Here is a 25466-nt window from a genome sequence, read left to right on the forward strand (position 1 = left end):
CCACCTGATAAATTTGAAAATTTTTGGCTGCCCCTTTCACGCGACAGCGCTTGACATAGATACAAAAATCATAAAAGCGGGGCGAATTTGCATCACCCCTACTAACTCTTTATTTCAGTGCAATCAGAATATCAAGGTCTTCAGATATCACTTTGAGCTTATCATAATCATCTGCACCCTTCTCCGACCTAGCCAATGCTTTAGCGGTGCATCTACGGCCTGTTTCGAGCAAATCGGCAAAGTAGACGTTATTCCGTAGTTTTTGCACACCTGTTGGACTACTAAATATTTCCATCAACTGCGCATAAAGGGGTTCTAGGTAGCCGAAATGTTCAGTTTCGATTCCACAGAGATCAAAATAAATTCGCTCCAACATTTCCAAGCCGGGCAAAGGTTTCAAAACCTTAACAATCTCTGGAAATTCTTCTCGTCCCAAAAAATATTCCATCAGAGAGTCATTTGCAGATCGCCCCATCGGAAAAAGCAGCCTCTCCGCTTTATCATTCCCGGTGTAAAACATGAACGAATCGTAAATAGCTGTGGCAACCATAAAAAATTCGTCAGCCCCATAGATATTTACTGGCGTTCTTTTCCCTTTAAATTCAAGATCTCCCTCTGCGACCTCGTTTACCATACGAAGGTCTAAGGCTTCACTCAGGTTGATGAGCTTTCCCATTAGCCACCGGCCATCTTCATCGGTTCCTCCTGGACTTTTGGCATAGTCTCTTAACACGGATAAATGAAGATTCAATGCACCGAGGTAATTTTGGGATTCTGGATCTGTCAAAACCTCAGCTTTAAACTCCAAATTGGTCGGTGTATTTTTCGGGAAAACTTTATTATATAGAGCGTCTCTATTTTCAAATACAAATGTATTGCCGAACATCGACTGCAACTCATTCAATCGCTCCATGAAGAAGCGCCGATGATTGACATATTGCTCAAAATTCATCGCCGCAAGCTGCGCGTTAGTGACCCTTTGCTGCTCAATATTTGTCTTCTGGATCTGCTTGTTCTGATGAGCTAGGAAGAGAAGCGTGGCCACCGTAGCTCCCGTAGAGGCCACCATGAAGAAACCACTCAACAATGACCCGAAGCTTGACCAAGCTGCGTGCTCATGTGAAATCGGCCCGAGGTTGATGCCATAGAGCGTAAACAGCACGATCCCGAAGCCGACCACACCAACCCCAATCGTCAACCAGGCACCCCAGATCCACCACCTGCCTTCGCTCTTGGCCACTACTCTAACACCATGTTTTGATGAGTACTGGCAATCCTACCAGTGGCCTCCGGCCATCAGAACAAAAAGGTTGAGCGGACGTCGTGCACCCGGCGCGCAGGCATGTGGACATGTGGCTGGGAAGCCGACACCTCAAAGCTTGTTAACCATTTTTTTGATGCGTTAACTGAGAAGGCTTACAGGTCAAAAAAATGGTTTACAACCCAGGGACGTTAGGCGTATTCAGAATCAACTGAATGCGGGACACGCTTGTAGAGTCCTACGTGATCGCGAAGGTATTACCATCCTCCGCAGATGTAGTTACGTGCGCGATCAAGGAAGGTTTCCAAGGCGAACCAGCCCACCCTCCCCGCCTCAATCGCTCCCAGCCTGGTTAGCGAATCAAGAGGCTCGTCAGCAGTTGCAGGTGTTCATCATCATCCACCGAAATCGCAACCGCCCCCGATCGCGACAACTCGATCTGCACAGGCGTTGAGTCGTATGTGTAGACGATTTTGATCTTGTCGATCGGCGCGGGGCGCCCACCTGTGATCTCCAGCAATTTCGTCATCGCATTACCGGTCGAGGCGATATCCACTCGGTAGCTACTTTCGATATCAAAGGTGACCGCGCCGGACACGATACGCTTGGCCATGACCCTCGTGAGGCGCTTGTCGGCCTTCAACTGCTGGTAGACCGACGAAATATCTGGCTTCACGATCTCCAGGGCGAATGTTGTCCCGGCTGCGACCCGGATAAGCTCAACGAACGGCTTCAGATCCTTGGGCGGCGAACTCATGCAGATCGAAAAACGATCCGACCCCAGCGATTCGAATACCATGTCAAAACTGATGAACGTTGAGTAACTCGACTCAACCGTCTCACCAAGAGGGTTCGTGAACGACTGCGTGATATCCCGCTGCTCGTGATACCGAAAGGTGGCCTTGCCATCCAGGATTGCAAGAATCTCGACGCCGAGCCGATTCTCGTCGTTGAACGGCTGCTGCCGAAGGCCATGAACAAGGGTCTGAAAGTCAATACGAGCGGTCAGAACCCAGAGTTTCAGCCGCTTTGACTTCATGCCGTCAAGCTCCTTTCGATGTCGTCCAGGGTCTTCTGCGCCGCTTCCTCCAAGCGGATCTTGAGCTTCTGCTCAAGCACCGGCTCAGCGCGTACGGGGTTCTTGGCGTATTTTCCGTTGTTGTAGTTGTAGACACCTTTGACGATGTAGGAAAAATCGCAGTACTTGGCCTGATTGCCAAATTGAGCCTCGAACTGAACGATCTCTGAACCTAAGGGCTTTTCGCGGGCTGTCCATCGAATCTTCCACATGTAGAAGCCGTGGCCCTCCAGCTCCATGAGCTGCTTGGACTCCAATACACCCTTGCCCTTCAGCGATGCCTTGTCAATTCGGATAATCTTATGAACCCTGGCTTCTGGCTGCGGCCTTGCCAGCTCGGCTTCCGGATCGCCACCATCCCCTTCCTCGTCCTCATCGCCTGAGTCAAACTCAACTGCATCCTCGATCACCAACGCCTCATCACTGAGATCCAGGTCATCATCATCGCGATCTTTAGGGTTGAATGTGGAGACGTCGACAACATCGACCACCTCCATGTCCTTGAGGTTGCGGATCAAGCTGCGAAGGAAACTTGTCCTGATGCCGGCGTCCGGGATTGCCTCAAGGGAGATGGTGCGGGTCGACACATCCTTGTCAGTGACAATCTCGATCTGGGAATACAATTGATCGGTGATGTCCTTGAATTTCTCGTTCATTGGGCCAGTGATTTTCCAGCCGCTGCCCTGCTTCTCAAGGATGACCTCCGCCGTCTTCTCGACGACCTGGCGGAACTCAGCCTGGCTCAGATCAAGCTTCTGGTATTTGACGGTGAGCTTGAGCTGATCGCCATGGATGGCTACTTCAGCCTGCTCGTGCTGGTCATCCACAAGCCACTCTTTGACGGAGGTCAACGCGTCGGTCAGCTGATCTTTTGTAACCGCCGTGGTAACGACTACATTCGTGGTTTTCTCTCGACTGTCACGACCACCTACCAGGAGCGACAGGTTCCGATAGTCGTAGTAGTCATGGAACAGGGCACTGAACCGATTGGCCAGGAATTTTTTGTCTGACTCGTTGGAGATCACGATTCCCCTGGACAGGAAGACCTTCCGGAGCTCAGCACTCGTCAGACTTCGCTGCGTGAGCGCGTCATAGATCGCTTTGTCGGACGCGAAGTACAGGCTACCCATTCTCATGTCAGTCTCGCTCCCAGCCGATCGCTTCGGGCTTATAGTTCGGAATCGCGTGATTCACGATGTCCAGTTCGATCGCCTGCAGTTTCCGCTTGCGATTCTCGTCTTCGCCCCACTCAGTGACGTAGCTGTTAATGGCAGCGTTGAAATTGCTGAGGATGCTGCTGTGATGGTAGCGATTGGCAACCCGGATCCGGATCTTTAAGTCTTTGTTGGCGTTGAGGATCTGGAATCTGGACAGGGCGTCAAAGAGGTACCGGAATTCGATCTCGCTGCTGCCATCGCGGCGATAGTAGATCAGGTAGCCTTCGCTATACGTTTCAGTCAGCTTCATGGCCTTTTCGCAGTACGAGATCACCTCCTTGTGGTGGATGATCATGTACGGCGAAGCGATGAGCTCAGCAGTGGCTGCACGCTCCCAGTACTCGCCACTAGCCTTGTGCAAAACGAGATCAGGGTAATAGAAGGTGTAGTTGTCCTTCGGAAATGTCCCTGCTGCCCTGAGGGCATTCACATCGACCTGCAGCGTCTTCAGGTAATTGATCAGTGAAGGCTCGACGATATGAATCTGCTGAGAATCCTTGATGTGCAGGTTCTCGCCCTTGTAGTCCTTGAAGTGATCGTAGAAATTCTTGTCGTACTCGTCGTCGTGGTTGTACACGAACAGCATCCCACGAACCTCATACCTCTCACGCTTGGCCAAGTGGTAGCGCGTCTGCCACTCCGTCGAGGCACGCGCACAGTCGATGGTCTTGCCCAGGGATTTCAAGGCCTTCTTGATCGAGTCCAGCGTGATTGAGCCCACCGCGTAGCTCTTCAAATCGGTATGAAGGTAGACGGCTTTGTTCAAATAAGGGTCTGCGTACTTGAACACCACGTCAGTGGGATGCGTGTGCTCAGACTTCTTCAAGGGCGCGTGTGTTTCCTTCTTCACACAGCCGAAGTTGAGGTTCGCCGGCCCCTCTTTCTTCCAGCGGAAGAAGCTGAAGATCTCGTTGGAAACGAGCTCCGCGAGCCTCGCAATTTTTTCGGTTTCGCCGCCTGACATGGTCGTTCCTGTCACGAAATAAGTGCGCAGGAACGGAAGCGACCAAGGATTAAAATCCCTTGCCGGAAAGGTGCGTCCTGCGGTGGGTATGGCTTCATGCCAGTACAAATTACCGCAAAACGCTGAAGCCGACCATCGTGACATCACCCCCCCCGATAGGCTGTTCGTCGGGTTGGCAGCACCTGATTCACCCTTGGCGCATCGAGAAAATGGACAAAAAGTCATGAAATTGATGTTGAGAGCGCACTGGCTACTCAACGACCTGGGCTTGGCGGGTTACCGGGGCGAAGGAGGCTGTGAGCCCTTAAGTACGCGGCTTCGCGGGAGCAAGGGACGGGTTCAAGGCCGTGCTGAGTAGCACAATAAGGCGATAAAAATACAAACAAAGACATAAAAATCTTAAAAATAAGAACTTTTTGTCATTTCAAATTGTACTTTGCAGTCAATACCATTTCGCTTCCTAGATTACATCACGACTAAGGAGTGTTGTCAATATATGCGTAAATCGAAGATTGCCTTGGTTGGCCAGAGCTCGAATCCACCCCCCGAGGCCCCGAAAAAGCAGCCAACCGCCGGTAATAGCATCGAGGCGATGCATAGCCTAACGCGAATCAAGTGCGAACCACCCAGGCTCTACGAGACAGCTACAGGTGCACCATTGGATTTCTACAATGAGTTCACCGAGCACCTTTGGGGCGAGATTGGCATCAGTTGCTCGCGCAACGCGGCGATTGCGATGGAGAGAGGTGGGCGGGTCTTCACCGAGTTTCTCTACGAAACCGGCGCCCTCTCTGGCCGACTCGACCCTGCGACTGCATCGAAAACCATGCACCTTTTCCCGTCATATCTCATCGACGGTGCGCAGGCCAAAGACCCGATCGTCCGCCAAGCATTCATCCGAACGGGCCGCAAAAAGATCTCCCCCAAGTCTGCCGGGCAGTACATCGCAGGCGCCAATCGCATGCTGAAGGTCTGCAGCACAATCACCTTTGAGCAGGCAGAACTGACCTCCGTGCTGACCGGCCTGCCTCCCCAGACTCAAACCAATGCGCTGCCGGAACTCAATCCCAGGCTGCGCAGCCCTCAGGAATTAGCTCAAATCCATGCCAACACGCTGCAGGTCAAACCCACCCTTGGTGCCGGCGCAAAGGTAGCCCGAGGCGGCCTGCGCGCCCCTAAGGTCAAGAAAGATCGGAAGGCCAAACACATTGGCCTCCCACATATTCTACCCATGCTTGAGAACGCCCCAACGCCATTGGACGGTTTGATCTGGAGCTTGGGGCTTGGCAGCCTGAGGCTCTCCGAGGCGGTTGGGGTTCGCCTGGAGGACGTTGATGTTCGCAAGAGGATCATTCGCGTAGAAGACCCTGATGGCCTGCGCGATACGACGAACAAGGAAAGCTTTGGGTTCAAAGGTCGCAAGACTGCTGTCGTGACGATGTTCGAGCCGTTCAAATCCATTTTCTGGCAGAAGCTGGCTGATTACATGGCAGTGCGCCCCTGCTCCGACAGCCCATGGCTACTGCTATCGCTTGATGAAGACACTTACGGTGTACCTCTCTGCGGGCTCAATTCGAACACCGTCAACAAGGCGATCAACCGCCGCATTCAAGCCACCCAGAAGAAACTGAAGTTCGTCGCGCCCCAGGGAAACTACTCGTCCCACGACTTCCGGCACCTCTTCGGCGTGTGGGCGCGCAACTACGTAATGGTGCCGGGCCGACCTAAGCCGGGCCTCGATCTACCTGAAATCCAGTTGCTGATGGGGCACGCCGACCTCCGGAGTACCGAGATCTATGCCGCAGATCTGGGCATCAACACCCTTGTGGACGTCGATGCTGCCAACGAACTCGTGTACCACCAAGGCAAGGGCGAAAGCATTGACCACTACCGTGGACTGGCCTACGCGCGTTTGAGCGAAGAACTGCTTGAGCGGGGCCCAGAAGCGTGATCAACACCACCGACAGTATCACCCTGCACGGCGATGATGTCCTTGAGAGCGCTGCGGCAATCCTGGAAGAGCTGGCTCAGAAAGCCATGGAGGCCGAGAAGGTTGCGGGGAAAGCCAATCCCGAGCTTCTGAAGGATATGCAAGCCAGACATCGCCTGGCCTTAACCATCTTCCTGAGGCATCGGAAAGGTCGAGCTTTGACCTATCTGGAACTCACGACCCTCTACAGGCTCTGCCTCGTACCGGACAAACAGCTCGATCTTGCAATGCCCTTGTACGTGCAGCTTACGGGCGAGCATACGCCACCTCCCAAAGATGTAAGCGGACTTCGCATCCCCATCCGGGCGATGTTCGTACTCTTATGGTCGAAGGGAAACGCCACCCTACCCTATAGCTTCAACCTGAGTGGTGTATGGCCCAAGTATCCCGAGATGATTGACAGATCTGAGGGTTTCATTCACGAGATCACTGGACTTAAGGAGTCGCATCAGAAGCGCTGCAGTCGAACATTTCAGTATCGCGTTAACTGGAAAAAACCTGAAGATGTGGTATTCGAAGAGTTATGGGAGGCAGCTCCCGCAGTTGTTGACAAACAACGCCAAATAAAAAGCAAAGCTAAGAAGGGCAGTATATGCCTTCACTTTTCTTATTTGTCTTGGCTTCTCCTATTCGCCCAAAAATATCCGGCGATTGTAAGTCCTGATCAAGCGCGACTGCTTGAGGGCTATCATACTCACTTAAGCACGACAAGGATTGAAGAATCGAGCGCCGAAATCAGAAAATCTTATGCGGAGTTTGCAAAACACTGGGGTTCGATCGACCTTAATCAATCAAAAAGCGAAAACCTCAAATGGAGAAGGGCACGCTATAACTCAGGGCTGGATGGCCGCAAGAAGAGGAACCAAAAAAAATCTGAGGAAAAACTTGCCCGCAATACAAAAAGCTGGGAAGCGCAGAGTGTACTCTCTCCCGAAGAGTACGCGGTTCTGCCTGGTCGCAGGCGACCCACCAACGGTACATACGAATGGATTGAGGGTTATTACAACACCCCACAAAACCCGCACATTGAGAAAAATTTACTCTCATGGATCAAAGCAGGAAATCTGCATTTTGGCCATATCGAAGAACTCGCGAAGACCACTCGCCGGCAAGAGATTGGCTATATTCATATCTTGATGGACTACCTGGGCAGGTATCTGCCCGCATGGCTGAGCAAACATCCAGAAAGCGGTATCGAATTCCCGACCAATATTGAGGAGTTCCATCGCTCCATATTTTGGCATCGCACGAGCAAAAACACCAAGCTCACTAACAACAAAGATAACTCCGAGGTCGATCTTCCCCTCACGCTGATGCAGTTCTATGACCTCAAGCGGAGCATTAAAACCAAAGCACACTTCATCTTTTCTGTATGGCGATTTTTTGAGATCGCGATAGCGAACAGTAGCGACTTACTGCCAAACGGCAAAGTACTGATCAGCGGGCCATACAAAAACCCAGTCCATCCAGAGTTGGACTCACCCGGAAGTGGCCCGTCGGGAAAAAGTGACAAGGTTCCCTTGCCCATTAACTCCATGATGATGGTTGAAGCCTACATGTTGGCACTCGATGCGGTCGGAGTCGAACTCCAGCACAAATGCATCAAAGGCTTACTGAGTTTCCAAGACACCTTGGATCTGAAAAACAGCGTCTGGATTGACATTGAGAAATACGGAATTTCGTACTCCATCAAACTGTGGAACCCTGATGGCAGTTCTGAAGCCATGGAGATCCCCCTCAAAAAAGTCATCAACGCCTACTCTTGGAAGAATGAAAAGTTCAAATCCAGTAACGGGGAAGTATACGTACCATGGTTGTCTCAGGTGAGGATGCTCACGGTGGCCCTGTTTTCTGGCCTACGCTTGCAAAATTGCCAATGGCTAGATGTTCGCAGCTTCGATAAATATTATGATCATTCCCTGAGGGGGAGTCTGAGCAGCTGTATTCTCTATGTCAACACGGACAAAAACGGCAATAGCCGTCCTGTGACTTTGCCTTACAAAGTCATGGACGTGCTGCTTCAAGAGCGCCATTTCCAGACAAAAGAATACGGCAAAAAATACAAGGGCGTTTATTACGAAAAAGACCCCAATAGCACTAATAAATATAAAAAAATCCACCCCCTTTTCAGGAGTCCGTGGCTCGAAAACGGCGCACCGTTTTCCGATGCATCATACGCCCTCAAGTGGACGTTGATACTTCGGGGCTTTCAGGAGGTGTACAACAGCTTCGTACCCCCTGAAAATCGCCATGAGTTCGTGGAGCAAACAGCCAGTGGGAATTGGTCAGCAGTACACACTCCCCATGCGTTGCGTGCGACGTGGATTACTCATCGCCGCATTTATGCCTACCTCGACTACGCCATTATCGGAGGACAAGTCGGCCACGCACAGCAGTACACGTCCGCTCATTACGTAGTTCCGACTAAGCAAGAAACGCTGGCACTGATTGATTCCGCCAACAAAGCGGTTTCGGCGCACGCATTCGCGGCTCTGACCGGGCGGCCTCCCGCCCCGTCATCGCCCGACTCAGCCCTAGTCAAAGGCTGGACACAGCATCGTGAAGAGACCGCGCGCGACCAGCATCTTGTCTCTGTAATCCCTGATATTTTGGACGCCGAGGAAACTGGCCTGGATTTGATTGCCAGCACAAAAACTCAGCGCATCAAATTTCTAGAGTGTTGCATGTGCGCACTTGATGGCGAGTGCCCCAAAAAACTGATGGCTTTCACCCGGAAGGCTCGTACCTGTGGTATCTGCCCTTACGCTGTCTTCGGTGTCGACCACCTGCCTGGCCTTAACGCAAAAGTCCGCGACCTTGCTAACCGTGCTGAGAACCTCAAACCTAGGCTACAGCAGACACTAAAGCACCAGCCCAACTCATCCAACGCCGAGATAATTTACGACGAACTTTCGCTGTGCACCCTGGAGCTGGCTGGCTATCGTCAAGTCATCCAAATTCTCGAAAAAAAATGGCGAGAAGAAAAATTTCCCAAAGGCTACATCGCTCGTCATCGCGATCTTGCGAATGCTGTTCGTCACAGTGTCGATATGGCAGATCCCAAGCAGCGCGTTATTTCGATGCTGATAGACGCCTCCCAGTTCCCAGCCTTCGCTTCAGAACATTACCCCCTGATTCTTGATGAGTTGGCACGTAATCCCGAATTCCTCCAGGTTGCCAACCAACCATTCGAGGAAAGGGAAATCTACATCGGGCAGATCTTGTCGATCATGGGCGGTACAGGCCTTACATTTGAGGAAATCTCCGCGTATGCGCTGAGCAAGCCTTCCGCCCTCCTCCTCAACCATCAAGACTCAATGGCAGGGGCAATTGGGATGACCAGGCGAGCTCGTGTGTCCAAGTTAGGTGAATTGGCCAGGCGAGCTTGCAGGACTGCGCGAGACTGACCATGAAAAGAACACCCACTAAAGCTCCGACTGCTCGAACACCTAAAGAGCGACGAGGTGAAGCACAACTCAAGGCAACGATTGCTCGAATCTATTCCGCCTTGCAGGTGCTTCAACAACAGGCTGAGCCCTTCAAAAACATCAGTCAGTTGGCAGATGAAGTCGCTCGTATCTGCGGCGTCGACCGCAGCCTGCTCTTGAAGCGTGGAAAGTCATACAGGAAGTGCCTCGACGCTTACCCAGGGCTCCTTGGCGATGGAAGTACCCCACCCACCCCATACAACACGGACATAGATCCACTGCATCCGGTCATGATCCGAAACACCCAGTTGGAGGAGGAGAACGCCAAGCTTCGCAACATCGTGGACGATTTGTCGAAACGCCCCGTGCAGGCTGCCCGGTCTCAGGACGCTGCGACCAAGACCAGCGGAGTGGCTAAGTACCAGCGCGAGTATGAAGTGACCTGCCAGTTGGTGGACAGGATCCTCGATCACAAGCGGGCCATTCGGATCATAAACGACACCCTGACCGACCTCTCAGATGTCAGCGGCATCCCGAAACCGATAGCCGACTCAACACTCATTGCCCCCTATGTCGAATGGAAGAATGCCCGTGCGTGAACTGAATGATCGTATCTCCAATGCTGAGGCTGAAGTTGGGTTGGGAGCTGGGGCTAGGTCAGCCGGGAGTGCTTCTGGTGTAGATGCTTCTGCAGGTGCTTCTGGTGGCGGTTCTGGAGGCGGTTCGCCGCATGAGGTGCTACGCGCCATGAAACCTGAACTGGAGTCGGCGAAGAGGCTGCGCCAGGTAGCCCTGGAGATCATCGAGTCAGGTAAGAGCGTGCCGATGCGGGCCGGCAAGATAAACCTTGCATGGCTGGCCGGGACGGTGGGGCTTACCAGGCAGGTCTTCTACGAGGGGCGTGGCGGGCCAGAGCTGTCCCAGATTGCTGAGCTGCTGCTGGAGCATGTGCGATCTCAACCCTCCACCAAAGCCCATTCGCAGTACGACAAATCACTGGCCAGCTTACGAACCGAGATCCAACTGCTCAGAACCCAGCTGCGAGATGCCGAGTGTGGCTTGCAGCGTGCGGCTTTCCGGGAAGAGATCATTCGGTCAGGGAAGATCCTCACGTTCTGACTGGGCCCTTGGCAGGCCCCGCTTCGCGGCTCTACAGCAGCTTCCGTCCAGCATCATTTCCCTGTCTTCCTACCCAACGGTGCATCAGGCCAATGGCAAAGTACTACTTCGTCCGGAAATTCACGCTCACCCTGGGTGGCGAGCGACAACTCCATCTCCTATCGCTGGCCACCGGGACATCCTTCAAGGCGCGACTCGATCCGGAGCTAGTGTCGAAACCCATATTCCCCGGCATGACCTATCGCGCGTCCATCGCTAAGCGTGGGAGGGGGCTGGTCATTACCTACCTGTACCCCGCTCTTTGCGTGGAATATGACGAATGCAGGGCACTGGCGGGCTTCGTTAGTACACAGAAAGCGCTCCCCCAATACTCACCGCCGTCCGGTCTCGCGAGCGTTTTGGAACAAGCTGCTTTGCTGGAACAGCGCAGTGTGCGGCAGCTGCTTGACCATGAGAGTCGGTTCATTCTTGGGAAGCACCTGGGCGATGCTCAGACGGCCCAGTTGCAGTTCGCATGGCAGGAGTACCAGGCCTTCCAGGAGTCGGTGTCTGGACTCATGATCCAGGGATTCGATCAAGCCAGTGCGGAGCAGATGGTGATTTGTCTGCCACTAAACGCCTGCTTCCTCCTTATTCATCCCCCACTGGCACTGCCGTTTCTTGAGACCAATGACGACTCAGTTCTGGATCATCCAGGCTTCGATCAGACGCCTGGGTTGAGGAAGGCCTGGGCACTGCTAAGGCATCTGGAAGCCCAGTCAACGGCGGGGAACACCCTTGTTGAGGTCGCTTTTGTTTATGGGTGTGGGGCTGACGTGGTTGGGGTAAATGCGGTTGAGGTAGATGGCGGTGGCGATGCTAACGGCAGCGTCATCGCAGGCTCGGATGATGTGCTTGAGGCGATTCGCGAGTGTGAGGGCCACGGCTGGGTTGTGGCGACGGAGGGCCACGTTCAGCTCAAGTCGAACCATATTCTGCAGAGCGCAGTACGCCATCATCTGACCAGGATCTGCACGCCCTTTCACCCAACCTATAGCGAGCGTGAGATTGAACACGCCTTCAGCCGCTTGAGCGCGTTCACCCCGGACATGTTCGCTTTCGACATGCTCGACGAAGTGACCTTGGCACTGAATTCACGCGTACTGCTCGTTCGATATGACGATGTCAAAGCAGCCGTCGAATTCACCCAGCAGTACTGTGCGGTCTCGGAGCTTTTGACGAATACCGTTCCGACCTCGGTGACGATCGCGAAGGCCGGGTGCGCGGCCTATGAAAATGAGTTAGGTCATGCCCCTGTTCCGTTCTACGAAATTACAGATGGCGCGCATGCCAAGGCAATCGTCGTACATCAGTTCAATCAGTTGCCCTTGTTCGAGATTTTTCAGCTGCTGGCAGAGCTGGAGAATGTGGTGAATTTGGTTGCGCTGGTCGATGCCACCCTGCCGGCCAATGCAGCTGTTGACCAGATGTCTCGCTACTTCCCCACCGTGGATGTCCGCATTCGCCAGCAAGGTGCTTTGCCGATCCAGCGATGCCTTCGGAAACTCCCCGAGATCGAGTCACGGATCAATGCAGAGGACGTTCAGCGCATCGCGGTGATCTGTGATTGCCCTGAGATTGCCCACCTGCTGAACCGGCGGTACAGCTCAGTTCCAGCAGATACGAAAGTGCCTAAAAAGGGCGATTTGATTCGGCTTTCTCCCCGTGGTCTTCGACGTAAGGATGACTCCCTGATTCGCATCGTGAACGTCAAGTCGAATGAGCTTTTCGTGTCTCAGTCACAGACGTATCGGATCATCAAAGCGGACGAGTTCGCGGGGTACTCATGGGATGCTGGGTTTGCATTGAGTCCTAACGAAGCACTGGGGGTCGAGCTCCCTCCAGTATTGGTGTTTACCTCCGCTCAAGGCGGTGCTGGTGGGGAAAGGGCGGGGGCTGCGTTCGTCCGGAACCTGCAGGCGCAAGGGGTTCGCGTGATTGAGCACTGCGTGTATGAGATTGAGGGCTATCCGAGGCTTGCGAGTCCTGGGACTTTGCAGCGGATTGTGCCGCTGGTTGAGTGATGCTTGATTGCGCCGTCTCTAGCCGGTCTTCGCGGAGTCCGACGAGACTCGATCTATCCACTCGCCTTGGCTGCGGATTGCCGATACGACTCTGAAAACAACAAGGCAAGAAATTGAGTTATGTTCGAGCTCAGCTACCCTTGATCGCAATTGGCGACTTCTCGGGTGATGGATGCGCGTTGCGCAGTTGACTGTAAAAATTTCAGGGGCATCAAGCATCTCGAATGGAAGCTGATGGGACAGTCCATTTGTTGCCTGATCGGCGTGGGCGACAGCGCGAAAACAACCGTCAGGGAGTACCGTCGACTTTGACTACGGCTCCGTGATAGACCGCCTCCCTTGAGTACCTTGGCACACGCGAGGCTGCAGGCGAGTCCAACCAAAGCCATTCGTTAGCGCTGACGGCTCAAGTGCAGGAGCGACGGCGTACCCGCCCGAAGCGTATCTGATTGATCGCCGTTACTTTCAGCGAAGAACGGATTATCCAGGCACAGGAAATCAGCCATCCAAGCTTTTTAATTGCAGGGACTCCTCAAAGCCTGTGTATTCACGAATGGGAGTCAGTTGCTTACCGGCTCAAGAGCCTACTTGACCCGCACTCACCAGAGTGAGATCCGGCCTATACGGCGGGGTTGGCAATGGGCGATTGAAAGTAACCATGTCAGAACCCTGTTCTGGCGCCGCGTTCATTTGCTTGGCACCTCTCGCTGTATGAGGCACTAAGCAGGTGGCAACTCAGCGGGCTACTCCCCTACCCCCTCACGATGCGCCACGCTCACTACGCAGCGCTCGATGAACTCAAGCTCCTGGGTGAGTTCAATGGCGCGCTTTTCCAGCGCCTTCAACACGGCCTGGTGGTCTTTTTGCACCTCTTCCGGCGCTCTGGCGAGGCCTGCCAGCTTCCTGCGGCCCTTCTCGATTTTTTCGTTGACCTCAGCAAGGTATCTCTCACCGGACTCCTTCTTTTTGTCCGTGAAAAGCTGGCATTCCAGGAAACGGATGGCATCGTATATTTTCAAGACTTCACCACTGGTCTTGGAGTGCACGAAGTTCAGGCTGCCTTCATCAAAGGCGTGGTGCTCCTGGTTTTGGCCGCCCCAGTTGACCAGGTCGTTCTTGATGAAATTGAAGTGCGACAGGTCGTAGTCGATGAACGGCTCCACCAGCTTGAAGGTGTGCTCCAGGCTTATCTGGAGGTACATGCTCTTCTTGAGCTGGGACTTGTTGAAATTGGCAGTGACCTGTACGCCGTTCTCAATGCAGAACTCCAGCACCATGGACTCGAACCAGATCCGGCAATACAGCAACGCCTGTCGAACGTCGAAAACAGACAGCGCCACGTGCACCTTTCTCTGAAAACCGCCTGCATGATCAATGACCACGATGCCTTTGTTCGTATAGCTGAGCACATGGTTTGCATGCTGGGCGGATTGAGGATGGCGATCAGCGATGATGCAGAAGCGCTCCCAGAAGAGGCGATCGTGGGTCGTCACCACCATCTGGATCCGGCGCAGGTAGTCATCATTGAAAAACAAGTCGATGATATTGGATCGGTGATCCGTATCGATCGCGTTGACGACGTCATCAAAAACGATGAGCGGAAAATTGTTTTTCTCAGCCATCGCCAAGAGAATCGACAAGCCCAGCGCCCTCAGATGCCCTTCGCTGAGCACAGCAAACGCATCCAGCAGGGATCCGTCCACGTTGGTGATCTTGATCCGGTAGCTCTCCGTAAGCTTTTCAAAGGCCAGCGTCTCTATCTGCTCATGGTCATCGTCGTGGTTATTGATCGCTCGGTAGTACTCGGCAGCCTTGGCTTCGATCCCTGTAATGCGCGCCTTTTCAAGCTCCAGCTTGTAGTCCAACAGGTCGCTGTAGAGCGTTCGGTATTCAGCCTCAAGATCCTTGAGCAACTGGTTGAAATGGCTGTTATCTACCGAGTCATTGAGCAAAGCCGTTCTCTGCCCTATCAGCGCAAGCATCCTATCATTGGCGTCTGTGAACCCGGTTAGCGCCTGGGTTTTGAGGTCAAACTGTCGTTTCAGCAACTCATCGACCTGCTTGAGGTGTTCGATGAGCGCATCCAGACGAGCCGCTTGAACCTCCGCCTGATCAACCTCCCGTTGCTTGCGCTCGCAGGCACGCAGATAGGCCTCGATCTGGACTGCACTGTCAGCGCAGAGTGCGATGAAAGCATTGAGGACAGACCCCGCCACTGTCGAGCGGTCAGTCGCCGTATGGAACTCAATGAGCACCGCTTCCAATGCGTCCATCGCCAGTGGGCAGGGTACATCGGCATAGGCATTGGCCTTCACGGAACTGATCCCGGTCGCGATCCTTGAAGCCCAGAGGACAACTTGAGCATCATTTTTCTGTTTGGATTGCTTCAGAGCCTCCAGAGCCCCGAGCGCCTTGATCTGATCACGAGCCCTTTCAAACGGGTTCACCGTGACTTGGTCAAGGGGCGTCAAACAGGCGGGACAGGTCTTCTCAGACGGCTGTTCGGTGGCTTCCAAAGCCTCCAAGGCTTCAAAAACAGCGCGATAATTAACGTCACTGGCCCTTTTCAGAAACAGTGTCTCGATCTGCGTTTTGCGGCTGAGCAACCGCTTGGCGATGGCAGACGTACGCGCAACATGCTTGATGGGAATGACCACCGGTGCTTTGGCGGCTCGCAGTCGCTCGGCCCCACGGATGTGCATGTCTATCGTCTTGCGCAGCCGCTTTGCCTTTGGACGAATTTCGAAATCCTGATCGGCCCGCAGCCCCAAGAGCTGACAGGTTTGCGAAATCGCAGCGTACAGATCTGCCCTGTGCTTGCTCCGCACTTGGCAAAGCTCTGTTCGAGCGCGTTCAAGGTTCGTCAGGGCCTCGGCCTGGTCGGCACGCATGAATGCCTTGAGCGTAAAACTGTCAGGGCGCACGAATCGGGAAATGACGTCCTGAAGCTCTTCCAGGCCGAACAGGGTCGCCAAGACATCACTTTCGCCACTGCCAGTGTCCTTGGAGCCCAGGAGCGAAAACTCCTGAAGGCGATTGCGATCAATAAAGCAGCTTGACCAACTGATACTGGGCGCAATTTTGAGCTTATTCGCTCCCAGGAGAGCGAGCTGAGGCTTGGTTTCTCCTCGCGCAATGTACTGCTTGACCTTGGTCTTGCGCCTGGCGGCTTCCTTGATGTCCCCAGTGGTGCAAATTTCGATGGCTTCACAGAGCGATGATTTGCCGCCGCCATTGGGCGCGTAGAAAATGTTTTTCAGCTTACTGAATCGAATGAACGTGCCTTTGTCGTCAGCACCAAACTCGCCAAAGCCCCGGAAATTCCTGACGCGCAGGTAATCCAACGCCCCCAAGCCCGAGGGTGGTATCCGATCCAGTTCAGGCCTTTTATCGAGCACTTTCTTGAAGCGAGCAGCGACACGCTGGTAGTTGCGACCCAGCAATTGATCCGACGCCGTGGTGATGTGTGACTTGATGTGGTCGGAGTAGCGGCCCTTGCTTTGGTTGGCTTGGTACATACACCAAAGAAGCACCAGGTACGCATCAGTACGCCCCTCAAGGTTCTGCCTGGCAAAACTTAAAAGGTACTGACTCATTGCGCCTCCTCCCTGATACGCATCAGCGTAACCGGACTGGCATCAGGAAGCCATTACCGAGCGTTGTGAATGGGCCGCAGTTCGTAAAAACTTGGGCAGTCTCGTACAACATGGGGGATGCACCCAACCTGACTCGCAGCCCCAGTTACAGAGATATTGATCCCATAGTCTGATCCCAAACCCGGTTTGACGCCCGGTATACTCAGGACAAATAGTGCTGCATCAAAACGCCGTTCAAGCCTCCAGCACCCATTTTTGATAATACCGAGGAAGCACCATGCCAGTTGACGGGCCTCTACCTGGGACGGGTGATCAGCACGACATCAATGCCGATGCAACACGTTGCCTGATGGCTCGACATCCCAATAATTGGCGAGTGCAAAGCCTGGAAGGGACTGACGACTATGGCTATGACTTCCAAGTGCAGACCACGCCGAATCAACAAGCGACGGATATTTTCCGTATCCAGCTTAAGGGCACCCGCTCTCCGAACCTGACGGCGGATGGCGAATACATTTCGGTGTCTCTGAAAGCCACCACTGTCCGCTATTACGCCCGAGCCGTAGAACCGGTACTTCTGGTGATCTGCGACCTATCGGTGAACGAAGATCCTGTCGACTGCCCCCTTTACTATGTTTGGCTCAGGGATGAGCTGAATCGCATCTCGGTCGACGATCTGTCCGCTGAACGCAAATCCGTCACCCTTCGTGCGCCCACAAAGAACGTACTAAAAATAGCTACGGATCTCTCGGAGGACATTCGCCACCAGAACGAACTGTCTCGCATGGGGCATATCCTGAGTGAGCGCGCAGAGCAAACACACCCAGGGATGCAAGCAGATGACCGCTTAACCCTGGTTCAGGGCGTGGTAAAAGGCGTGGCTGCACGAGGCTCCGCACTGATGAACGCCTTGGCAGGCCCAACGGAAGACTACTGGGTCAACCCAGCTCGCGGCACGCTTGCCTGGAACTTGACTCAGGCCAAGGCAGATCTACAGGTCACCGCGCTGGATCGAGCGAAGATCCAGCTCGATGAGGCAGAGCCAAAACTCGAAGGGTCGGCCACCCTTGAGCGCGCAGAATATTGGCGCCTACGTGGCAAGTGGCAGGTTCAAACGGGAGATAACAAAGCGGCAGTCTCTTCCTACCAGAACGCTTACGAGGTAACGCCGCTCCCCAAGTTCCGAGCAGCCCAGGTGGAAGCGGAGATCCGCATCCGATTCGAGAACGATAGCGACTCACTTGCAGAGCTACATGATTTACTGGAGGGTGAAGATCCAGCCATCATTGCCATTCGCTCCCGGCTGCATGCCGTGCAAGGGCATTACGAGTTGGCCGTTGAGCAGGCGAATTTGCTTGCGGAACCTCAACGGTCTTTCGCCAGAGCGTTTGCACATTGGCTGTCTGAAGAACCGGCAAATGCCCTGACGGACTGCGAGGCGGGCCTTGAAGCCTGTGACGCGTCCGATGACATTCGTGAACTGTTGCTGTTGCTTAGGGCCCGAGCCAAATTTTCCCTCGCACTGGCCACCGCCACTACGCCGCGACGTGAATCTATCCCACCCGCAGGTCTTCCGGGTGTAGACCTTCAAAAGCTTGAGGAAGCTTGGGTTGCGATTAACGATGCTGTCCTGTCCATAAAGGCATCTGGCTGGGGCTCTAACATAGAGCAGCTCGTCGACATCTGGGGGGCCACAGCGTCAGCCCTTGGCAAGGCAGAGTCGATACTTGCAGACCTGAAGGATGCAGCGCAGAAGCGCCCGGAATTGCCCCATATCCATGAGGTCTTGCGGGGCATTGCGGGTCAATTGGCGGACTTCCCCCTCGCATTGTCGACAAATGATCAGTTGCCCGACTCACCTGACAAGCAGCTCTGGGGCACGCTTCTACTCTATGAAACCCGTAAATTTCGGGCGTGCTATCAAAGCTTTGGCGCATACGTCGGTGACGTGGATCGCAGCCACCCCCTGTTTGGGTCGGCTGTCACCGCAGCGTCTATTTCGGCGCACAAATCAGTTCAGACCGGCCTCGTGACCCAGTGGATGGGGATGCTCGAAGCTGATCCTGCTCTGGCCCCCGAAGCCGCCCTCGCACAATTTTATCTCCAGTTGGAGATGAGCAGGTTGGCCAAGGATGAGGCGTTGAGGACGCTGCAGGCCAGGTATGAAGAACTGGATCGGCCCGTCAGTATTGCACTCACCCTCATCCACGAGCTTGACCCTACCGACCCGCAGAGCGCGCAGGCGTGTGTTCGACTCTCCGAAAGGATCACTGAGCACTATGTCCTCTCGCCTGCGGTGGCTGCGCGGCTTGGGTTGGCCTTGGTGACCTTGAGAGATTGGCAAGGCATCGTAGAGCTGTGTCAAAGCAATCGAGTCCGCGTTGAGCCTGGTGATCGAATGGGAGCCTTCGAGGCATTGGCACTTGATCACCTGGGCGAAACGGAAAAGGCCCGCGATCGGTTGTTGAAAATTGTAGCCACAGGATCTGACGATCCACTGGCACTGAACACCTATGCGACGATTGCCACACGTTGCGGATACGTCGATGACGCCGTGGAGGCAGCAGAAAGAGCGCTCGAAACTGCGAGATCCAAAGGGGAACAATTGGAGTTCGTGAAATTACTGTTCTTTCTCATCCAGTTTTCCGACCCAACGAGCGACCGGCTACTGGAGCTAGCCCTACGAGCAGGCGAATTGGTAGATCAGAGTGTAGAGAGCCAGGAAGGCACCTACTTGATGATGCACCTGAGCGGCACTCTGGGGGGACGCAGTGACATCGACCTTGCCAGGGATAGAGAGCAGTTCCGAACACGCGCTGAAGCATTTTTCAGGAATTTCCCGAATTCCCGGATGCTCTGGAGAGGCGAAATTCGAGAGGGCGCCTCTGGCACGGAGTTGGTGGAAAGCCTGAAAGCACTGGCTGGAATGACGCCTGACAGAGAAGCGTTCCAGAAACGGATGGAGCGATCCCTACAGCAGGGATTAAACACCGTCCCTTTCTCGTGGCGCCCGCGACTGGTGCTGTCTTACATTTCCGATATTGTACACCTGTGGGAAGTTGCCAAGGTGTCCAGCCGGGATGATCGCCAGTATCACTTGGTGATGGTCAACGGTACGGGGTGGCAACCGATCGGTGCCGATGCCCTGCGCAAGCGAGTGCCTTTGCTGGATTGGACAGCGCTGTTAGTCCTTAACGACTTGGGGCTGATCGACGCCGTCATCACTTTCTTCGGTCAAATTGCGGTTGCCAGGGCCACGATGGAGGAGCTTGCCGAGTTCACGAACCCCGTATTTGGAAGCCCAAAGCGAAGCAAATGCTTGGAGCTACAGAACGCTTTGAAACCCCATCTAGCCTCGATCCTCCAGCCCTCCCCTCCAGAGGAGGCAAGCGAAGCATCGCCCGCCAGGGTCATTGGGCGCAGCAACAGTGAAATCGTGGAGATACTCGGCAAAGAGCCGGAACGGTACCGGCTCTATTCTGATGACGAGTCGCTGCGGATATTTTGTGCCGCAGGTTCCGAGGTCGATGGTTTCTGCACGCTTGATGTCCTGGCCGCACTGACAGAGGTTGGGCTGCTCTCCCCTATTGAAAAAGCCGGCAAAATTGCGCAGCTGTGCGAATGGCGGGTCGGGGTAATCGTACAGCTATCCGAACTTGTGCGGCTGCTCCCCCCGGCTGCCTTTACTGCACGAAACGTACGTCAAGCCGTAGAAATCCTCGACGCTGAACCTAGGCTCATTTCAGTGATCTCGGCGCTCTGGGATTACCGCGCACCCTTTGAGAGCGCGCTGCGTCATGCAGCATCGGTGTTACGCATACTGGTAGATCAGGCTTTGCTTCCTGAGATTTTGCTAGCGGCGTTGATGCGACACTGGCATGTCAAAGCAGCCATGAAAAACGATGCCCCCAGCCAGGCCCTTGAGACCATCGTCATTTTGATCATCACCGCCGCACTCATGAGTCATTTGCCGAAGGCGTGCGCCAAACAACTCTGGGCGGTCTACATGCTGTTGGTGGAGTCTCACCATGGCGATCAAATGGATGAAGGTCTTGAGAAAGTGGCTATCCGGTTGCTAGGTACGAGATGTGCTCAGTTGGAATCCGTAGAGGCCGGAGAAGGAATACGAATCTTTAACGCGCTCAATGAGAGCCTAACGAGGGATACGATTGACCAGTCCGAGTTCGCCAACGCTTACACCACAGCACGAATAGCGGCACAACGTCCCCAATTCAGACGATAACTGCGGGGCCGCAAGGGCTGGAGGCATGCCCCGATGCGGCTTCGCTGTAGTCAAGGCTAGCGGCGCCATATCTCGTCGACGGGCCTGCGACACGATCACAAGAAAGTATTGCGGACTGTGGGCCTCAATTGCGCCGCCTCCATCTGTCATTCAGCCATTCAAGTAACTCAAGACATTCGGTGAGTCGGCCCCTATTCACTCGTCATCAGAATCACTGCTGTGCCAGTCGTCTTCTTGGAAATAGGCATCAATGATGCCTACCTGCTCACGGGAAATATCCGGTAGCTGCCGCAAAGCGTCAACCAAGGCTGTTGCCCGCTCACGCTCGACGATGGGGTCTAACACCCGTGAGGAAACATTGATCGTACTGCTCGACACCCTGTCGCTGTCGGCGTGCGCCATTCCACGAGACGCTGAAGCCTCCAGGTACCTAAGCAGCATGGCGGGGTCACTCAAAATGGGTTGATACAGCACACGCACACGCTGCTCGCCCACGATGTCGATGAGGGGACGGATCAATAACTGCTGCTCGTCAAAGTCGAGCAGGTCAGACAAGCTCATCAGCATTGCCTGCTCAGCGACTTCGCTCTGCAGCTCCGCTATCACGGAAGGCTCAAGCCCCTCCATATGCGTTCCGTGAGGCAGGTCACCCCGAATCCAGCGCAGCAGATGCAGCGCCGTAGGAACACCCCGCGCCTCCATGACGGCTGATCTCAACGCCACCTCTCTATCAGGCGGTGCGATCGTCTCAAGGAGCCGCTGCAGCGTCGATGAAACCCGCCAGTGGTTCGGCATTGACAGGAAGCCGGCCTCGTCTGCCGCCACAAGCAGGCTCTCCGATACACTCAAGATGGCGATCAGTAGCTGGGCTGCCCGGTCGCCGCCAAGGTCACGTGCCATGCGGGAGATGAAATCCAGCAACTCACGGGCCTTGGAATGACCATCCTGCCGGCGGGTGCTTTTGAGACCAGCCCATGCGTCCGAGAATTGCTCCGGATCAGCCGAAAGCTCAATCAGCTGATCAGCCTCCGCTCTGCTGAGTATCGACTCCGGCACCCCGAAGCCAAAGTACACGGGATGAAAATCATCGCAGCTCAGGTTCATGCGGCGGTACCCGTCATACCCTCCATAGTACTGCCGATTCAGCGCAGCATCGATCTTAGGAAACATGCGGCACATCAGCGCACGCACCGCTGCCCTTCTGTTCTCGGGAACCTGCTCAAGCCATGCATTATGAAAAGCCACTACGCTCTGCAGATCGTCTCCGATCTGGGGTGAGCCGGTAAACATCTGGCGATGTTGCCGGATTCGCTGGTAGGCGATGGGCTCGAAGGTTCGCAAAAATTCCAAGGCCACAAAATCCACCCAGTTGACCTCCCCGACAACGGCTGGAAAGGTCACGCGCAGAACGTTCATGATGCGTACGATGTCACGAGGCTTCTGCAGGTATTGCTCCAGGCCATCGAAGAAGATGTTCTGGAAGTACCTGGGGGCAGCATCGGGCGCACGTACGGCTGAAAGCAGGTTGTTCAACTCTTGGGAGAAGTGAGTATTGAGCTGAGCCTGCGAAATGATCGGGAGCTCAAACGCTGCCTGCACGATTTTCTCCAGATAGGCCACCCCGCTCGCATTGACCGCATTACCTATCGCCTCGGCCACTACCTCTCGGTCAAAGGACAGCAGGTACAAGACATTCGGGAAGTCGCCCAAGGCTTTGACGACCTTGAAAACCTCCAGCATTTCTGGTGGCGTCAACCGGTCGATGTCGTCGATGACGATCAGAACACGCCGGTCAGCCTTCGCCAGGGCTTTGCTGATCTTCGCCTTGGCCTTCGGCACATCCATGGGCTTGCGACCTAGCATCTTTAGGAAGGGGGTGAGCACCTTATCCAGCCAGGAAATACCGGTTGAGTAGGTAACCACCTTGGAGATTGCGCCCGCGTATTTAGCGAGCATGTCGCCGGCATCGCGCAACACACCGGATTCACCGATCAGTGTCTTGTGAAACTGAGTAAGCAACTGCCCAGCCAGCTGATCTCTGCCATTGAACCACCACGGGTTGAACTCAACGATGAGAGGCGGTGCATCCGAACTTTGCGTTAGCTCATACCGGATCAAATTGAGCAGGCTCGACTTCCCGCTACCCCATGGGCCATTCAACGCCATCACGACACCGGTTGGGCTAGGTGTCTTGCGAATCGCCTTGGCAAGTGATCGTGCAAATGGGTAATACCCAAAGGCATCATCGTCAGGCGCCAGGACGGCCCGATCTGCGTCGAGGTCGCTCTGGGCAAGTTCACCTGGGCGATTCGGTGGGTCGCCATCTTGCATGGACTGCTCCTACTTCGTGTGGGTGGGATGAGGAAAGTCAGAGATGAAAACGCTGTCCGATTTCAGACGATCCCGATGCGTCTCATACTAATAAAAACACTGACCCATCGCATGAGCTGGATTTAGAACACGAGGCTTGCCGGAAAAAGTACGCCTATGCCATAGCAGCTAGCTGCAAAGCCAACACCTGACGCAAGCGCAGTGCCCGGATGCGGTGACGGGCGGGCCGTATCGAGATAAGTAGGCAAATGATTTGCGAATGACGCTGATGCCGTTCCAGATGGCGTAAGCTGCGCTCAATCCGTAATCTACCGGGACGCTCGGGTGACGGAGCAAGCTCATGCTCACTTAGACGCTGAATGAAGCTTGATGAATTCGGCTCTGGTGTATGCGGCTCCGGTGGACACGGCTCTGGCGGGGATATGAAGGGGATGGCCTTAGTCAGAAACCTGCAGGCGCAAGGGGTTCGCGTGATTGAACACTGCGTGTATGAGATCGAGGGATTTCCGAGGGTTGCGGGGGCTGGGACGTTGCAGCGAATTGTGCCGTTAGTTGAGTGATGCTCTGAGCGAAAGGTTACATTCATTGCATCCTGAGATGAACTTGTAATGTTGAAAATCAGGGGGCGACCCGAAACAAGCGGTCGCTGTCATAATAAACCATAATACCCTTCCTCAATTCAGGCCTCCACACATTCAACAAGAGGCCGCCATTAAAAATCCCTTATCAAAAATAATGCCTATCAACTATTGGCCTGATATCAAAACCCTCGCAATCATCTTTAATAACATTCGGAATAAGCTTCCGGTAATACATGTGCCTCCACAACATACCAATAGCAAACTCCTGAGGCTCGCCCCATTCAAGATGCTCGTTGTCGTTCGTGACATAGACGTAGCCCACCGCATGGGTCACCACTCCGAAATTTTTGGTGAATACATCTTGCATGGCTTTCATTTCACTCCGCTCTCTGCTAAACCGCCTCAGCATATCCTGCTTATCTAGCGGATATAGCTGGTCATCAGAGTCATAGGTGTCGCCAGTGTCTTTTAAGCCAAGCATCATCCTAAGATGGATCGCATGCGCCTCTTTCAAAAAGGTAATGTGCCCGTGATTAGAGCAAATATTCCATACACCAAGTATTGACTCATCATATAGACCGCTCTCACTACCAAGCACTCCTACGTTATAGGATTCCGATTTGCACTTTGGCTCTTTGCAGGCAACCTTGATCATGTCATGCGCATCGCTGAAGTGATTGATTAGATCATAAAACTCGTGCTTAAACTTTTCCACGAGCGCGTAATCGTTGCGCACAATCACTATATTTTCAAAATGCTGCCCTGCTCTTCTAGACCAATTGTAACTACCTGTTATAACAGTACAATCGTCAATAACACAAAACTTATTATGCATCAAATTAGTATAGCACTTTGTTTTAATAGGGTAAAAATTAACACCACCTATCTCTGTAGATAAATTTTTCTTATTAATCACATCATCGTTAAATACTATATCAACCTGAACCCCATTATTAACCAATTGCTGTAGAGTCGACTCAAAGACCTCACTACTTAACCAAGCAACGCATACTCTTACAGACTCACGCGCCTTCCGGAGCTCTTCTTTTATTTTTTCCTGAATATCTTCAAAGTAAGCCTCAGTGGTGATAGTTTCCGGCTTATCAAAATAGTTGGAATTCACGATGACTTTTCCATGTACATATCGAAAATTTTATATTGCCGAGAATGGTCGACTTCGTACGTTGAAGGATACGTGAAACGCTGCTCTCAAGACACCCTAGGCTTGATCACAGTCAACTGATTAGATACTAGATATGCTTTCGGTTCATTTATGCCCGCCCGCGCCTACTCCGCATCTGAGTTCGTGCAGCCATAATCTTAGACCACGCTGTGAGCTGGGAGGGCCTCAAGCTGATCATCCGTCGCACAATCCTGACATGCGAATCAGGTACGAAAGGCTCGGCCATTTTGACCAATTAGCAAAATTTCTTGGGAGCGAGAAGCCCGAAGCAAGCAGGCGCGTCCCATCTATTACCGTTAGCCAACCGACCGTCGAGACCTGGCTCCAAGTCAAGCGACCTTGCGGTAGGAAGCCACGACTACCACGATGCAGAGCGGCAACGGTGACGCTCCGTGATCGCATCTGATCTTCG

The 25466-nt window shown here is 53.8% G+C and carries 13 protein-coding genes; 6 read left to right on the forward strand and 7 right to left on the reverse strand.

Annotation, left to right across the window (positions count from 1 at the left end; translation table 11 throughout):
- Positions 1 to 109: 109 nt before the first annotated feature.
- The 4 genes from QRN70_RS08895 to QRN70_RS08910 form a co-directional block, all read right to left on the reverse strand.
- Positions 110 to 1240 (reverse strand): hypothetical protein, encoded by a 1131-nt coding sequence (locus QRN70_RS08895; protein ID WP_285417096.1) that lies wholly within the window; start codon positions 1238 to 1240, stop codon positions 110 to 112.
- A 373-nt stretch (positions 1241 to 1613) separates the two neighbouring features.
- A complete protein-coding gene (locus QRN70_RS08900) occupies positions 1614 to 2300 on the reverse strand; it encodes a hypothetical protein (protein ID WP_285417097.1) in 687 nt (228 codons plus the stop codon).
- A complete protein-coding gene (locus QRN70_RS08905; RefSeq protein WP_285417098.1) occupies positions 2297 to 3475 on the reverse strand; it encodes a hypothetical protein in 1179 nt (392 codons plus the stop codon). The genes QRN70_RS08900 and QRN70_RS08905 overlap by 4 nt, the downstream gene beginning before the upstream one ends.
- A 1-nt stretch (position 3476) precedes the next feature.
- On the reverse strand, positions 3477 to 4664 hold the full coding sequence (locus QRN70_RS08910) for a PD-(D/E)XK nuclease domain-containing protein (RefSeq protein WP_285417099.1): 1188 nt from the start codon (positions 4662 to 4664) through the stop codon (positions 3477 to 3479).
- Positions 4665 to 5016: 352 nt separating this feature from the next.
- On the opposite strand from QRN70_RS08910, the gene QRN70_RS08915 reads away from it, so the two are divergent.
- The 5 genes from QRN70_RS08915 to QRN70_RS08935 all read left to right on the forward strand — a co-directional run bounded on the left by QRN70_RS08915 (position 5017) and on the right by QRN70_RS08935 (position 13120).
- The gene (locus QRN70_RS08915; protein WP_285417101.1) at positions 5017 to 6471 is read left to right on the forward strand and encodes a tyrosine-type recombinase/integrase; all 1455 of its coding nucleotides are present in this window, start codon (positions 5017 to 5019) and stop codon (positions 6469 to 6471) included.
- Positions 6468 to 9917, forward strand: a complete 3450-nt coding sequence (locus tag QRN70_RS08920) for a site-specific integrase (protein WP_285417102.1) — start codon at positions 6468 to 6470, stop codon at positions 9915 to 9917. Before QRN70_RS08915 ends, QRN70_RS08920 begins: the two co-directional genes overlap by 4 nt.
- Before the next feature lie 2 nt (positions 9918 to 9919).
- Positions 9920 to 10537, forward strand: coding sequence for a hypothetical protein (locus QRN70_RS08925; RefSeq protein ID WP_285417104.1), 618 nt, complete (start codon positions 9920 to 9922; stop codon positions 10535 to 10537).
- A gap of 148 nt (positions 10538 to 10685) precedes the next feature.
- Entirely contained in the window at positions 10686 to 11057 is a 372-nt protein-coding gene (locus QRN70_RS08930; RefSeq protein ID WP_285417105.1) for a hypothetical protein, read from the forward strand.
- A 92-nt stretch (positions 11058 to 11149) separates the two neighbouring features.
- The gene (locus QRN70_RS08935) at positions 11150 to 13120 is read left to right on the forward strand and encodes a hypothetical protein (RefSeq protein ID WP_285417107.1); all 1971 of its coding nucleotides are present in this window, start codon (positions 11150 to 11152) and stop codon (positions 13118 to 13120) included.
- A gap of 743 nt (positions 13121 to 13863) precedes the next feature.
- Here QRN70_RS08935 and QRN70_RS08940 read toward each other — a convergent pair.
- A complete protein-coding gene (locus tag QRN70_RS08940) occupies positions 13864 to 16716 on the reverse strand; it encodes an AAA family ATPase (protein ID WP_285417108.1) in 2853 nt (950 codons plus the stop codon).
- A 277-nt stretch (positions 16717 to 16993) separates the two neighbouring features.
- Between QRN70_RS08940 and QRN70_RS08945 the strand changes: the two genes are divergently transcribed.
- The gene (locus tag QRN70_RS08945) at positions 16994 to 20959 is read left to right on the forward strand and encodes a DUF4365 domain-containing protein (protein WP_285417109.1); all 3966 of its coding nucleotides are present in this window, start codon (positions 16994 to 16996) and stop codon (positions 20957 to 20959) included.
- 195 nt (positions 20960 to 21154) lie between these two features.
- Here QRN70_RS08945 and QRN70_RS08950 read toward each other — a convergent pair whose 3' ends face one another.
- Both QRN70_RS08950 and QRN70_RS08955 read right to left on the reverse strand, forming a co-directional pair.
- Positions 21155 to 23290, reverse strand: a complete 2136-nt coding sequence (locus QRN70_RS08950; protein ID WP_285417111.1) for a KAP family P-loop NTPase fold protein — start codon at positions 23288 to 23290, stop codon at positions 21155 to 21157.
- 726 nt (positions 23291 to 24016) lie between these two features.
- Positions 24017 to 24994 carry a phospholipase D-like domain-containing protein gene (locus QRN70_RS08955; RefSeq protein WP_285417113.1) on the reverse strand — a complete coding sequence of 326 codons (978 nt, stop codon included), beginning with the start codon at positions 24992 to 24994 and terminating at the stop codon, positions 24017 to 24019.
- Positions 24995 to 25466: the final 472 nt, after the last annotated feature.

The sequence above is a fragment of the Pseudomonas sp. efr-133-TYG-5 genome, from assembly GCF_030209175.1.
Classification (GTDB): Bacteria; Pseudomonadota; Gammaproteobacteria; order Pseudomonadales; family Pseudomonadaceae; genus Aquipseudomonas.